A 16,501-nucleotide genomic window follows, 5' to 3' on the forward strand; every position below is an offset into this window, starting at 1 on the left:
ACAAAAACAATGAAAACGCCGATTCATCTATACCTGTTTTTAGCTTGTATATTTGCAGCCTGCAATGTAACAGAAGAAAAACAAGAAATAGATCATTCATCGTACGTAAATCCATTTATCGGAACCGATTTTACTGGAAACACATATCCCGGTGCCCAAGCCCCCTTTGGCATGGTGCAACTCAGTCCGGATAACGGATTACCCGGTTGGGATCGTATTTCCGGTTATTTCTATCCGGACAGTACCATTGCCGGATTCAGCCATACGCACCTTTCAGGAACAGGTGCAGGAGATTTATATGATATATCTTTCATGCCTGTTACATTGCCATATAATGAGGCAGAAGCTCCGCTTGGCATATACTCTAGATTCTCTCACGAAGATGAAAGTGCATCTGCCGGTTATTACCAAGTACGTTTAAAAGACTATAACATAAATGTAGAACTGACAGCAACAGAACGTTGTGGTATTCAACGGTATACATTTCCCAAAGCGGAGGCAGCTATCTTCCTAAACCTGAAGAAAGCAATGAACTGGGATTTTACCAATGACTCTTATATTGAAGTGATAGATTCTGTAACCATTCAAGGCTACCGCTTCTCAGACGGATGGGCACGTGACCAGCATATTTACTTCCGTACCCGTTTCTCCAAACCTTTTGAAAAAGTAGAATTAGATACTACAGCAATTATAAAAGACAATAAACGTATTGGAACTGCTACTATTGCCCGCTTCGATTTCAACACTCAGGAAGGTGAACAAATCCTGGTGAATACAGCGATCTCCGGTGTCAGTATGGAAGGTGCAGCCAAAAACCTAGAAACAGAAGTCCCTGAAAATAATTTCGACAAATATTTAGCAGAAGTTAAAGCAAATTGGAATCGTCAGCTCGGCAAAATAGAAGTAAAAGGAAACAATGAAAATGATAAAGTGAACTTTTATACCGCTTTATATCATTCCATGATTGCTCCTACTATTTATAGCGATGTGGACGGAGCTTATTATGGTCCGGACAAAAAAATACATCAAACCGACGGGTGGGTAAACTACAGTACTTTTTCACTGTGGGATACTTTCCGCGCTGCTCATCCGCTATTCACTTACACTGAACCGGAGCGCGTCAACGATATGGTGAAATCATTCATGGCCTTCCACGAACAAAACGGTCGCCTGCCAGTATGGAATTTCTATGGTAGCGAAACAGATATGATGATTGGTTATCATGCCGTTCCCGTTATTGTGGACGCATACTTGAAAGGCATCGGAGATTTTGACGCAGAAAAGGCCCTCGCTGCTTGCGTAGCAACTGCAAATATCGATGGATACCGTGATATCGGAGCCTATAAAAAATACGGCTATATACCTTATAACGTAAGAGCCCATGAGAGTTCTGATAATTGGTCGTTATCCAGAACATTGGAATACGCATTCGATGATTATTGCATTGCCGTAATGGCAGAGAAGATGGGCAATAAAGAGATTGCAGACGAGTTCTACAAACGATCACAGAACTATAAGAATGTATACAATCCGTCGACCTCCTTTATGCAACCCCGCGATGACAAAGGCAACTTTATCAAGGACTTCAAAGCTGATGATTATACTCCACACATCTGTGAAAGTAATGGCTGGCAATATTTCTGGTCCGTACAACATGATATAGACGGGCTTATAGACCTTGTTGGAGGCAAAAACCGATTTGCACAAAAGCTTGATAGTATGTTTACTTATCATCCTTCGTCAAATGATGAACTACCAATATTCAGCACGGGTATGATCGGACAATACGCACATGGCAATGAACCAAGCCATCATGTCATTTACTTGTTTAATGCTGTTGGGCATGAGAATCGTACTCAGGAATATATAGCCAAAGTGATGAATGAACTCTATCTCAATACACCAGCCGGACTTTGTGGTAATGAAGACTGTGGACAAATGTCAGCATGGTTTGTATTCAGTGCGATGGGATTCTATCCTGTTAATCCGGTGAGTGGGAAATATGAAATAGGCACTCCCCTCTTTCCAGAAATGAAATTACATCTGGCTAATGGCAAGACTTTCACTGTAGTTGCTCCAAACGTAAGTAAGAAGAATATCTATATTCGTTCAATCAAAATAGACGGACACCCCTACGACAAAACGTATCTTACACATGAACAAATCATGAACGGGGCTACCGTAGAATTTGAGATGGGCGATACTCCTAAAGCAATTGGAGTCATTTTTGAAGAAAAAGAATGAATGAAAACTTCGAATTAACCTACAAAGCACTATTCCGCAGGTACTATACAAGTCTGATCTTCTATGCTACCCGTCTGGTAGGAGATGAAGAGGCAGAGGATGTGGTACAGGATGTGTTTGTAGAACTCTGGAAAAGAAAAGACAGCATAGAGATAGGCGATCAGATTCAAGCCTTTCTCTATCGGGCTGTTTATACCCGTTGCTTGAATGTATTGAAACATCGAAACATTGAGGAAGGATATTGTGCTGCCATGGAAGAGATTAACCAAAAGCGGGCGGAGTTCTACCAACCGGATAATAACGAGGTTATTAGAAGAATTGAAGACCGGGAACTACGAAAAGAAATATACGATGCCATTAACGAGTTGCCGGACAAATGCAAAGAGGTGTTTAAACTCAGCTATCTGCACGACATAAAAAATAAAGAGATAGCTGATATTCTCGGAGTTTCACTCCGAACAGTGGAAGCACATATGTATAAAGCACTTAAATATCTAAGAAAACGCCTCGATCACCTTTGGATAGTATTTTTCTTATTTTTATGGAAATAAGATAAGTGTTTTTACGAACTAGGTTGTTTTTATAATAAGAAGGAAAAGAAAATGAGAAATCTGAGCGAAGACATACTGAAGAAATATTTGATGGGAGAATGTTCCGAAGAAGAACTGACCGAGGTTAGCACCTGGGTTAAGGAATCAGACGAAAACGCCCGTCAGTTGTTTCGCATGGAGGAAATTTATCACTTAGGTAAAGTGAACTCCTATGCGGACGAGCTACGGATGGACCTTGCTGAAAAGAGACTTTACAAGAGAATTAAAGAAGAAAGCAATAAACAACTTAAAACACTACGTATGTATCAGTGGATGAAATATACTGCCATCATTACCGTAGTATTGTTGTTGGGAGGAGGAGCCGGATACTGGTTTTATCAAAACGAAACAGACATGCTGGTAGCTACCGCCAATAAAGGAACTGTTGAAGAAGTCACTCTACCTGACGGGACTAAAGTCTGGTTAAACAATTCTGCTACTTTGAAATATCCACGCAAGTTTTCTGACACAGAACGGAATGTTTATCTGGAAGGAGAAGCCTATTTTAAAGTAACCAGAAATCCACAACAGCCATTCATTGTAGAAAGTGACGCAATGAGAGTACGAGTGTTGGGTACGGTTTTCAACTTCAAATGTGACAAAAACAGTCAGGTTGCCGAAGCAACTCTGATCGAAGGAGAAATTGAAGTAAAAGGCAAACAGAATGAAGGGCAAATTATTCTTGCTCCGGGACAACGTGCCGAATTGAATAGAGGTTCAGGCAGACTGATTGTCAAACAGGTGGAAGCTAAATTGGATGCTGTTTGGCACGATGATTTAATTCCATTTGAACAAGCGGACATCTTCACCATAACAAAAGCTCTGGAACGTTTCTATGATGTAAAGATCATCCTGTCACCGGATATCCGTTCTGACAAGACCTATTCGGGGGTATTGAAAAAGAAGTCAAACATAGAGTCAGTATTGCAATCGTTGCAAAACGCGATACCAATCAACTATAAAATCGTCGGAAGTAATATTTTTATTTCTTCAGACAATAAATAAGCAACCAAATTTTAAAAACATATACCATGAACGTAAAAACACTCTTTATAGGATGTTTAGGGGGATTGTTATCTCTAAATTCCTGTAGCGAAACGACAGAAACTGCCGATTATAGTGCTTATGTAAACCCTTTTATTGGGACTGGTGGACATGGACATACCTTTCCGGGAGCTGTTGTTCCACACGGTATGATCCAGCCAAGCCCTGACACACGTATTGACGGTTGGGACGCTTGTTCCGGATATTACTATGCCGATTCAACAATCAATGGCTTTTCACACACACATATCAGTGGTACAGGATGTTGCGATTATGGAGATGTACTGCTTATGCCTACTGTTGGCAAACAGCAATATAAGACTACCGATCCTGAAAGCCAACGTCTGGCTTATGCTTCCTCTTTTTCTCATCAAAATGAGACAGCAGAGCCCGGGTATTATTCAGTCTTTCTGGATACTTATCAAGTAAAAGCAGAACTTACCTCTACTAAACGCGGAGCCCTTCATCGTTATACTTTTCCGGAAAGCAAAGAAGCCGGATTCATTTTAGATCTCGATTATAGTCTACAACGACAGATTAATTCCGAAATGGAGATTGAAGTCATCAGTGAAACAGAAATATGCGGGCATAAAAAAACAATGTATTGGGCTTTTGACCAATCTATTAATTTCTATGCCAAGTTCTCAAAACCTTTCACTTACACTTTAATTACAGACTCCGTTACAATGGATAACGGAAAACGTCTGCCTACCAGCAAAGTGTTATTACACTTCGAAACAACTAACCATGAAGAGATATTGGTAAAAGTCGGAGTTTCTGCAGTAGATATAGATGGCGCGCGCAAGAATGTGGAAAGCGAAATAACAGACTGGGACTTTGATAAAGTACGCCAAAATGCGCGGAATGCCTGGAACAAATATTTGTCAAAAATAGACATTACAACTCAAGACAAAAACGATAAAACAATTTTTTATACTGCCTTATACCATAGTGCCATTAGCCCTAATCTGTTTACAGATGCTGACGGACGTTACTTAGGTATGGATCTGCAAGTTCATCAGGGAGATACAATCAATCCGATTTACACCGTATTCTCTTTATGGGATACTTTTCGTGCATTGCATCCATTGATGACAATTATCGATCCTGATCTGAATACTCAGTTTATCAACTCATTAATTAAGAAACATCAGGAAGGCGGAATTTTTCCGATGTGGGATTTAGCTTCTAATTATACCGGCACCATGATTGGTTATCATGCCGTCCCTGTCATTGTAGATGCTTATATGAAAGGATACCGGGATTTCGATGTCAAAGAAGCCTATAATGCTTGTTTGCGTGCCGCCGAATATGACACGGCCGGAATCAAATGTCCACCATTAGTACTCCCCCATCTAATGCCTAAAGCTAAGTTTTACAAAAACTCTATCGGTTATGTACCATGTGACCGCGAGAATGAATCTGTTGCCAAAGCCTTAGAGTATGCTTATGATGATTGGTGTATTTCTGCATTTGCGAACGCTATGGGCGATTTTGAAAATAAATCCAAATATGAACGTTTTGCAAAAGCATATGAATTCTATTTTGACAAATCGACCCGGTTCATGCGCGGACTCGATTCCGAAGGAGAATGGCGTACTCCATTCAATCCTCGTTCTTCCACCCATCGTAATGATGATTACTGTGAAGGCACGGCCTGGCAATGGACATGGTTTGTTCCTCATGATGTTGAAGGGTTAGTTAATCTGATGGGAGGAGAAGAAGCTTTTGTTAGTAAATTGGATTCCTTGTTTACTGTCGATTCGGCACTAGAAGGAGAGATGACTTCTTCTGATATCAGCGGACTGATCGGACAATACGCGCATGGCAACGAACCAAGCCATCATGTGATCCATCTTTATAATTACGTAAACCGGCCTTGGAGAACCCAGGAATTAGTAGATAGCGTTTATCGTAGCCAATATGCAAACAGTATTGATGGATTGTCCGGAAACGAAGATTGTGGACAAATGTCTGCCTGGTATGTTCTCAATTCAATGGGATTTTATCAGCCATGTCCTGGCAAACCTATTTACTCAATTGGGCGTCCTGCTTTCGATAAAGTGGTGATTCGCTTGCCAGAAAGAAAAACTTTCACTATAATTGCAAAAAATAATACGAAAACAAATAAATACATTAAAAGCGTTACTCTAAATGGACAGCCACTTACTACTCCGTTCTTTGAGCATACGGATATTGCAAACGGAGGAATAATGGAAATCACAATGAGTGACAAACCGACAAAATGGGGAAAAAACAACTAACTACCAATAAATATAACATGAAAAAATTTTTATTATCAGTCTATGTATTTAGCATAGCACTCTTCTCGCATGCCGATGACTGGACACAGTACGTCAATCCATTGATGGGTACACAGTCTACTTTCGAGTTATCAACAGGTAACACCTATCCCGCCATTGCCCGCCCTTGGGGAATGAATTTCTGGACTCCCCAAACCGGAAAGATGGGTGACGGATGGCAATATGTCTATACAGCCAATAAAATTCGTGGATTCAAACAAACTCACCAACCTAGTCCATGGATTAACGACTACGGCCAGTTCTCTATCATGCCTGTAGTAGGCAAGCCTGAGTTTAACGAAGAAAAACGTGCAAGTTGGTTTTCTCACAAAGGTGAAGAAGCTACTCCCTATTATTATAAGGTATATCTTGCAGAACACGACGTCGTAACAGAAATGGCACCTACAGATCGTGCGGCTATCTTCCGTTTTACCTTTCCTGACAGCAAAGATTCATATGTTGTAATCGATGCTTTCAACAAAGGATCTTACATCAAGGTAATTCCCGAAGAAAATAAGGTTATAGGTTATACCACCCGTAATAGTGGAGGTGTGCCCGAAAACTTCAAGAATTACTTTATCATCGAGTTTGATAAGCCTTTCACTTACAAAGCGACTGTTAATAACGGAGCAGTGCAAGAGAATGTTGCAGAACAGACTACAGACCATGCAGGTGCTATCATCGGTTTCCAGACTCACAAAGGTGAACAGGTGAATGCCCGCGTAGCTTCTTCTTTCATCAGTTTTGAGCAAGCAGCTCTTAACATGAAGGAACTTGGAAACGACCAATTGGAGCAAGTGGCAGAAAAAGGAAAAGAAGCTTGGAATCAAGTATTAGGCAAAATTGAAGTAGAAGGTGGAAATCTCGATCAATATCGTACATTCTATTCTTGCTTATATCGTTCTCTGCTCTTCCCACGTAAATTCTATGAATTTGATGCTGCCGGCAAACCGGTTCATTACAGTCCATACAATGGTAAGGTTTTACCAGGATATATGTTCACTGATACAGGTTTCTGGGACACATTCCGTTGCTTATTCCCATTGTTAAACCTGATGTACCCTTCTATGAACAAAGAAATGCAGGAAGGACTGATCAACACTTACAAAGAAAGCGGCTTCTTCCCGGAATGGGCAAGTCCGGGACATCGTGGCTGTATGATCGGAAACAACTCAGCTTCTGTATTGGTAGATGCTTATATGAAAGGAGTCAAAGTGGATGATGCCCAGACACTATATGAAGGACTAGTTCACGGAGCAGAAAATGTTCATCCGCATGTATCATCTACAGGTCGTTTGGGACATGAGTATTATAATAAATTGGGTTACGTTCCTTATGATGTGAAGATCAATGAAAATACTGCACGTACATTGGAATATGCTTACGATGACTGGTGTATCTACAAAATGGCTAAAGAACTAAAACGTCCGAAGAAGGAAATCGAACTCTTTGCTAAACGTGCCATGAATTATAAGAATGTATATGATAAAGAATCCAAATTGATGCGTGGACGCAATAAAGACGGACAGTTCCAGTCTCCATTCTCTCCATTAAAATGGGGGGATGCCTTTACAGAAGGTAATAGCTGGCACTATTCTTGGTCTGTATTCCACGATCCTCAAGGACTGATCGACTTAATGGGTGGAAAACAAGATTTCGTTCAGATGCTGGATTCTGTATTCTCCGTTCCTCCTATTTTCGATGAGAGTTATTATGGTGGTGTTATCCATGAGATTCGTGAAATGACCGTAATGAATATGGGTAACTATGCACATGGTAACCAACCTATCCAGCATATGATCTATATGTACAATTATGCAGGTGAACCTTGGAAAGCTCAATATTGGTTACGCCAAGTTATGAATCGGATGTACACTCCGGGACCGGACGGTTACTGTGGCGACGAAGATAATGGACAAACTTCTGCTTGGTATGTATTCTCTGCATTAGGTTTCTATCCAGTATGCCCGGGAAGTAATGAGTACGTTACAGGAGCTCCGCTCTTTAAGAAAGCTACTCTTCACTTCGAAAACGGTAATAACCTAGTGATCGATGCACCTAATAATGATAAGAAAAATCTCTATATCGAATCTTTAGACTTCAACGGTACTAATTATACTAAGAATTATTTCCGTCATGAAGATCTATTAAAAGGAGGACTAATGAAAGTTCAAATGGGTGATCAGCCAAACCGTAACCGAGGAACAAAAGACGATGATGCTCCTTATTCATTCTCTAAAGAATTGAAGAAGTAAGTTTTTGTCCATCTATAATAAAAGAGTGCCCAAAGCCTCTATTCAAGATTTCCCCTTGCTACTTTGTAACAAGGGGAAATTTCATTATCTATATCAGCATAGCGATTCAATATCCAGTTATTGTTCAACTAGGACAGAAACCGGTCCCATCAACCCGCTTTCCTTTAATGCAGCATTTTTATCAGGCCATCTTAACACCCAAGTCTTTCTTTCATTTTCAGGTTGGGCAGCATCAAAAACAAGACGGTTAAACCATGTACTCGTCACTTTTACAGTTAGTTGATTTTTTCCTGATCGAAGAGCCTTCGTGATATCAGCTTGATAAGGCGATGTCCAAAGAATCCGTATAGGATTATCATTGAGAACCACCTCAGCAATCATATCCACTTTTCCTAAATCAAGAATATAGTTTGCATCACGACTTTTATCTACCTCAAAAGTTGTACTATAATCTACAGTTCCCGAGAAAGCCTTAGCTTCAGCCGAAAGATCTAAATCTTTCCAAGCCTTCAAATCAGTCAGTTGAAGTGTTTCCGGTGCTCCCCATCCAGCAGGGAATTCTACTTTCCAAGTATTAGTGAACGGAATGGTTGCTATCACTTTCTTTTCCTTTGCTACTATTTCTGTAACCGGTCTGTCTTTACGAAAAACAACAAAGCATGAACCTGCCTGAGGTAAATCCACTGTTACCATAGTCCGGTCTCCTTTTGTCTCATAAACAGCCGGTGTCACATCACCAGTCAAAGGATCCCATATCTCAACATTGCCTTTATTCCGAAAATCCAACTGTCCAGCAAATTCCTTGCCTTGAGGAGCTGCCACATAATACCAATCAGCTTGATCAACATTCCTATGTGACCACAATACATCCCGACCTTTTACATCCGGTTCCATATTCAACTTCGTTAAAGCCTCATCCAAAGTCATTCCACTTATCATCCGGCCTTTTCCAATTGGTCGAATACCTTGCCGGGCATTATTACCCCAAATCTTTTTAACCATCTTATTAAAATGCTTCTGAGCTGCCTTTCCACCGGAAAGGGTAGCTAAACCAACCGGTGCTTCTCCAATAACAGTCGCTCCCGCTTGAATAAGCGTATATAACTTATCCAACGTTTCCACACACATACGTGGAGCTTCCGGTAGCCAAAGCACACGATAACGAAGTCCTTCAGGAGTAATCACATCACCATTATCAACAGCCAAACGATTCAACAAAACATCCTGATTACAATAATCATACTTAAATCCTATGGGGAAAGGTGCATTTTGATCCGGTTTGTGATTGATTTCATCACCTAAATACCAAAGGACATCCGATACCGGCTTTCCTCTCTCCATCAAATAACTGCAACGAGCCAAATAGGTAGTAAACTCAGGCATATATTTCCACCATGTTTGCCCACGCAAGAAAGGAGTACCGATACCAGCACCCGAGAAAGAAGTTCCCGGTGCAAGAGAAGCAACATTCGGATTATGAGTATATGTATGGAAAACCAAATGAGTGACTCCTTCTATACAATTTATATTAGCGACCTCTTTCAGCATCTGCCAATGTTCATCCCAAGTATGGGAGAATGAAGTAAAAGCTTCTGCTGCAATACGTGGTTTGCCATAAATACGGGCAGCTGAAGTAGTCGGCTTTATCGGTTTAAAATTGAGTGAACCGACAAAATTATCCATTAAAGGTTGCCAGAACTCGCACATCGGTACATCAGCAAATTTATAATATTCCAGAATGTCCGCCGGAAAGACATCACCGGCTGCCGTTTCATAAGTAATAGAAAGATGGTTCTGCTTTGCCAATTTTGCCATATTACCATAGAAATTATGGACAAAGAGTTTATTCAGTACTCTACGCCAATCACACAAAAAACGAAATGTACTCTCCTGATCATCTACCACATAACCGAAAAGTGCCGGTAACCATTTCTGCAATGAATATCCCATCATTTGCTCAAATTCCTTATCCAATCCGGTTGTCCAAGTTTGGGTCCGACATTCCCAACTGTCCATCAGCATTCCTTTTAACAACCCGTTCGACAACGGACCATTCTCTCCGGACAAACGTCCGATATAACCGGCAAAATGAGTATTCGAGCCTTCTGTCGAGAGCTTATTGCACTCCCAACCTGTTCCTTCAGGAGGTGCAGGAGAATTACGTTGTCCAGTATTAACATGTCCGACACGCAATACTGTCCATTCACCCTTGGGAGCTTTCCACCTCAAATTTCCCTTTTCGTCCATTAAAGTCGTAATGTCAATGACCTCAGTTGAATTCACAAAGGTTTCTACCGCAGTTTGTTTACCATCTCCGCTTCTTTCAATGCTTCTTAGAGTCCAACCAGCTTCCGACTCCCAGCTATTTTTCCGGGAAGCAGAAAACAGACGTAGCGATCTCAGTGCTATATCATGTTGATTAACAATAGAAATCCGATATTTCTTCGCACCTTTTGTTTCAGAACAAGCCAGTGATATAGGATAATTATCCTGCCAGTTGCTTTGAGGTAAATCTGTATTCAGTACTTCCTGAATAGTTCCGTCAGATAAATAAGCCTCCAGTTTTACCTGAATACCCGGTACGAAACACCAAGGATGATTGGCTTCATTGATGGAAGGAAACTCCAAAGTCCGGACAACGGTTTCACTTGGGAATTCGACTTCTATCCAATAAGGATTATCAGCAGATGTGGAAGTTAGGCGCATCGCATCTTTTGCCTTACCCAAGAAATAATCATTCCACATTTCTTGCTTATTACTTTTAAAAGAAGAAGGATTCAGCGGTTCACCAGTATCATCTTTTGGAGTTGGGAATGCAATTACCATTAAATCATTATAGTTTCTCCACTCTTCATCACTTGGTTGAGGGATAGGAAGATTTCTTGTAATTTCCGTGCCATTTCCCAAAACATCCGTCCTGCTCCATGCCAAATGGCGCATAGCATTAGAAGGCTTGATCCATGGTCCCCCGGACATTGCCCATCCGGGACAATTCTGCATGGTAAATCGCAAACCCAGTCGTTGGCACTCTTCGCCCGTATGTTTTACCATTCCATCCCATAAAGGACTAAGACACGTTATTTGTGGTTCCACTCCCGGCCATGGACCGCCAAATTGTCCATGAAACAAATGCACTCCGGAAAATCCGGCACCGGCGATCGCTTCCAAATCTTTTGTAATCCCTTCGATCGATACATTACCTCCTATATAGTGGAACCAGGTCTCCGGGTAGAAAACCTTATCCGGAGATTTGAACTTATTTATATCCGAATCATTAAAAGGTGAATAAAGTTCTTCCACAGATGGAGTGACAGCAACTTGTGCTTTAATAGGAATAGATGTACCAATTAAGAACCCGATGATGGAAACCAATAAAAGTGTATTTCTCATAATAATATATTTTTAGAATGAAGTAACATTTGGATAATACAAGAGCTATGTAGAACCTCATGTATAAAACAATTGCACAATATTCGTCAATTTAATTCACATTTGCAAAAGAATTATTGATAATTTAGCCAACCTACAGACAATCTATCCCAATATAATAAAATCAGATAGATATGTTTTCGCAATTGGTTGATAGTATTATGAAATAATCCAGCCACAAAGAAGTTAAACAAAATATTATTTTGTCATTTAATTCATAACGGTTCCGAGATGACAGAAATACGATTGGAGAAAACTAATTTGATCCAGTATTTGCTCTCACGCTCTCACTTTTCGTTTGTATCTCCCTATTTATAGACATTTCAGGAGTGAGAGCAACTATCAGAGATGAGTGAGAGCAGCCGTTTGCCCTCACTTTGAATTCGATTTCCCATATCCATAGTCTCACTATATTATAAGTGACGAACAGAAGCATTAATAGATTAGTTCTTCTGCTCCTAGGATAAACTTTCTGTCATTTAATGGTAAAGTTGTTCTTTATTCATCAAAATCTATAAATGCAAGTTCCGTTTATAAAAACGCAAGTTTCATTTATAAAAACGCAAGCTTCATTTATAAAAATGCAACTTTTGTTTATAGTTTAGTCCCAATAAAGAGTAATTTATCTATCAGAGGAAAAGAAGTTAGGTATTAAGGAACAGGAAGTTTGTTATTAATGAAACGGATGTTTACTATTAATAAGGAGCTCAAAAGTTATCTGTCATCTCAAAACGAAGAGTATATCGGCAAAAGTGATGGGTGATAGGTGATAGATGAGGTGATAGATAAAATAACAACCTATCACCACTCCAAAGCGCGATCAACAAGGAGTTTCCGAAGGTTGGTGATAGGTTGATAGAGAAAATGATGTTTTTTGTTAGGAGGAGGCAGACTATGCTGCCATATTTTCTTTATGCAACGATTTATTTCTGTGTCAGGGGTTCAGTCGGATTCGGGAATAAATCAAAAAACGGGGAAAAGGGTATTGAATTTGTAGCGATTGAGGTATAAAGGTTAATCATAAGTTGAACGAACTATTGTTATACAACCGACTATGCAATACCTTTTCAAAGATTTCTTTAAAAAAAAGAAGATTTAGGCTAAGTGTTTATTAAAATATCGTTGTTTTATTATCAAACGGCGGAAAAAAGCGGATCCCGCCCTGCATTAAGCGATAAATAATTAACTAATGTATAACCATTAATTTTAGTTTATGAAAAGCAATCGTTCACGACGAGTGTCGAATCTATTTCGGACTTTATTGATTTTATTGTTTGTGATCATCCCATCTCAATGGGCTTTTGCACAACTGACATTATCAACGTCACGCACAAATTTGGGAACTGTGATCAAACAAATTCAATCCCAATCCAAGTACCAGTTTTTTTATAACGACAAACTATCTACGGTCAGTGTAAATGCATTGAATGTAAAGGACGCTTCTTTGGAAAGCGTATTAAGTACTCTTTTGAAAGGAACAAATATTTCTTTCAAAGTAGAAGACAACATCATCTACTTGTCTGAAAAGAATGCACCTCAGGCCAGCCAGCAACAGGTAGGTCAGGAACGCACCATTAAAGGACAGGTTATTGATACTAAAGGAGAGCCATTAATCGGTGTAAGTATTTTGCTTAAAGGGACCAGTCATGGTACTATCACTGATATAGATGGTAACTATTCGTTAAAAGTCAACGGAGCTAATCCTATATTAGTATTCTCTTATATAGGGTATAAAACATTAGAAGTTCCTGCCAAAGAAAGCAATATCAATATTACTTTATCTGATGATACACAAGTTATTGACGAGGTAGTCGTTACCGCTTTGGGTATCAAACGCGAGAAGAAAATGCTGGGATATGCTGTACAGGAAATCAAAAGTGAGCAATTGAACAAGACGGGTGACCCTTCTGTAACCAGTGCACTGCAAGGTAAAGTAGCCGGTTTGCAAATGAATTCATCGGGAACAGGTTTAGGAGGTTCTACTAAAATCACCATTCGTGGTAACTCATCATTATCAGACAATAACCAACCATTGTGGATTGTGGACGGTGTCCCTTTCAGCGACAACAACAATTCGGATGCATCTTACTACGGTGGTGTAGACCGCGGAGGTTCTGCTGTCGATATCAACCCGGAAGACATCGAATCTATTTCTGTATTGAAAGGTCCGAATGCTGCCGCCCTATACGGTTCACGTGCCGGTAATGGTGTAATCCTGGTTACAACAAAGAAAGGTAGTAAAAAGGATGGATTCGGAGTACAATATAACGGTAACTTTACCTGGAGTCAAGTAGCCGGAACTCTTGAAATGCAGGATAGATATGGTCAAGGTCATATCGTCACACAAGATGATGATAAGAATCCACTTTCTCAGTTCTATGCAACTTATGATCCGAAAGATTCCTCCAGTTGGGGACCTGTATTGGACGGCAGTATGCAAAAAGCATGGAATGGAGATACGTATGCTTACTCAAAATATGGAAACAAACTGGAAGACTATTTCAATGTAGGTTTCGCACAGAATCATAATGTAGCTGTAAGCAATGTGACTGAAAAATCGCACTTCCGCGCTTCTTTCGGTAGCTCTAGCAACAAGGGAGTATTTCCTAATGAGAAACTGAACAGGATCAACCTTGACTTGAATGCCGGAATGGAAATGAACAAATATTTCTCGATGGACGGAAAAATATCTCTATCACGTACCAAAGCAGAAGATCGTCCTTATTTCGGAACTTATGGAGCTATTGCTCAGTTGATGGGTATTCCTAATAATATTCGTCTGGATGACCTGAAACAATATTCTAATGCAAGTAATGCACATGTAAACTGGACAGGACCTACCGCCGGCATACGTAATCCTTACTATGTACTGAACCAACGTCACAACTCAGACGAACGTTGGAGAGCTTTCGGTTACTACGGTGCTAAAATCAACTTTACAGATTGGTTACACCTTTCTGCAAAATATGCATTCGACTACTATCGTACACGTATCCAAGATACAAATGCAGGAGATGGCATTAACGGTGAAAGTAGCATGAAAGATATTACAGACGACTCATTTGACCGTTCTGAAGATAACTTCTTCGAATCAAATGCGGAATTTGTATTGCTCGGAGACAAACAGCTGACTGAAAACTTCCGTTTAGGATTTTCTGTAGGTGCTAACTTTATGTATCAAAAGAATGAATCGTTAAACGCTGGCGTACGTAATATGCTTGATAAAGGACAATGGATATTCAATGCAGCTAATATGTTGAATACAGCAGGTGAATCAGGATTTGAAAGAGCTACTAACTCTGTATTCGGTTCTGTACAGTTGGCATGGAAAGAATATTTGTCATTGGATTTGACTGCCCGTAATGACTGGTCGTCTACCCTTCCACAACAAAACAACTCCTTCTTCTACCCATCTGCCAACCTTAGCTTTGTGATTTCAGACTTTGTCCGTTCATTGGATAAGCCATTACCTAGCTGGATAACCTTTGCTAAGGTTCGTCTTTCAGCAGCACAAGTTGGTAAAGACACATCTCCTTATCAATTGTATAACACTTACGCATTCAAATTTGAAAAAGGTGAATTGATACCAAGTAAATCAAATGTGAAAATGAACGACCAGTTGAAACCGGAAATCGCAACTTCTTATGAAGCAGGTTTGGATATGAAGTTCCTTAACAACCGTCTGGGATTTGACTTTACCTATTACACCAGCCGCACCAAGAACCAGATCATGAAAGTTCCTGCAGCAGCTCCTTGGAGTGGTGGCAAATGGGTTAATGCCGGTTTGATTACCAACAAAGGATTTGAAATGATGATTTATTCAACTCCGATTCAGACAAAAGATTTCTCATTTGATTTGAATGTCAATCTTGCCAAGAATGTTTCTAACGTAAAAGAACTGGCTGAGGGAGTAGATTATCTCTACTTCAACGGTGACTCTAACTTCCCAGTAAATGTAGGTACACGTCCAGGTCATAAATTAGGAGAAATCTACGCTAAGACCCTGTACAAACGTGATGATAAAGGTAATATCCTTATCAATAAGGAAAACGGTCTGCCAATGACCACAACCGATGCAAACGAACGTCTGGCTAATCCGATCGGAAATATACAACCGAACTTGTTAATGTCTGTAGCTCCGGCATTTACTTATAAAGGATTCACCCTTTCTGCTATGTTCGACATGAAGTTTGGTGGCGATATCATTTCCATCTCAGAAATGAATGCTACCGGAAGTGGTCTTGCAAAACGTACAATGAATCGTGGTGAAAACGACAACTACATGATGGTATTCCCGGGTGTATATGAAGATGGTACTCCGAATACAACGAAAATCTCTGCATCTAACTATTATGGAGCCTTGATAGCAGAAGATTTCATTTATGATGCATCTTTCATCAAATTGAAAGAGTTGTCACTCGGTTATTCATTCCCTAAGAGTATGTTGAAGAAGACTCCTATTCAGTCATTAAATCTTTCATTCGTTGCCCGTAACCTGGCATACTTAATGAAGCATACCCCGGGTACAAGTCCTGAAGGTGGATATGATACAACAATGTTCTCTCAAGCGATTGACTTCATGGCTGTACCTTATACCCGTACTTTCGGATTCTCAGTAAACTTTAGTTTCTAACCA

Annotated in this window: 7 protein-coding genes; 6 read left to right on the forward strand and 1 reads right to left on the reverse strand. The window is 40.1% G+C overall.

Translation table 11 applies throughout. The annotated features are described in order from the left end of the window. Positions 1–9: 9 nt before the first annotated feature. From CZ225_RS20350 to CZ225_RS20370, 5 genes are read left to right on the forward strand one after another with little or no spacing between them, the layout of a single operon-like run. Positions 10–2,244: a GH92 family glycosyl hydrolase gene (locus tag CZ225_RS20350; RefSeq protein ID WP_077155253.1), complete on the forward strand. Its 2,235-nt coding sequence runs from the start codon at positions 10–12 to the stop codon at positions 2,242–2,244. Further along, positions 2,241–2,795 (forward strand): RNA polymerase sigma-70 factor, encoded by a 555-nt coding sequence (locus CZ225_RS20355; protein ID WP_077155254.1) that lies wholly within the window; start codon positions 2,241–2,243, stop codon positions 2,793–2,795. The genes CZ225_RS20350 and CZ225_RS20355 overlap by 4 nt, the downstream gene beginning before the upstream one ends. A 51-nt stretch (positions 2,796–2,846) precedes the next feature. Further along, positions 2,847–3,839, forward strand: a complete 993-nt coding sequence (locus CZ225_RS20360; protein WP_077155255.1) for a FecR family protein — start codon at positions 2,847–2,849, stop codon at positions 3,837–3,839. Between the two features lie 26 nt (positions 3,840–3,865). Then, positions 3,866–6,142: a GH92 family glycosyl hydrolase gene (locus CZ225_RS20365; RefSeq protein ID WP_077155256.1), complete on the forward strand. Its 2,277-nt coding sequence runs from the start codon at positions 3,866–3,868 to the stop codon at positions 6,140–6,142. 17 nt (positions 6,143–6,159) lie between these two features. Continuing rightward, on the forward strand, positions 6,160–8,436 hold the full coding sequence (locus tag CZ225_RS20370; protein ID WP_077155913.1) for a GH92 family glycosyl hydrolase: 2,277 nt from the start codon (positions 6,160–6,162) through the stop codon (positions 8,434–8,436). A 117-nt stretch (positions 8,437–8,553) separates the two neighbouring features. On the opposite strand, the gene CZ225_RS20375 is transcribed toward CZ225_RS20370, so the two are convergent. After that, the gene (locus CZ225_RS20375) at positions 8,554–11,826 is read right to left on the reverse strand and encodes a glycosyl hydrolase (RefSeq protein WP_077155257.1); all 3,273 of its coding nucleotides are present in this window, start codon (positions 11,824–11,826) and stop codon (positions 8,554–8,556) included. A gap of 1,252 nt (positions 11,827–13,078) precedes the next feature. Between CZ225_RS20375 and CZ225_RS20385 the strand changes: the two genes are divergently transcribed. Next, a complete protein-coding gene (locus CZ225_RS20385) occupies positions 13,079–16,498 on the forward strand; it encodes a SusC/RagA family TonB-linked outer membrane protein (protein ID WP_077155258.1) in 3,420 nt (1,139 codons plus the stop codon). Positions 16,499–16,501 lie beyond the last annotated feature (3 nt).

Origin of the sequence: Bacteroides bouchesdurhonensis (assembly GCF_900155865.1) — a bacterium.
Lineage (GTDB): Bacteria > Bacteroidota > Bacteroidia > Bacteroidales > Bacteroidaceae > Bacteroides > Bacteroides bouchesdurhonensis.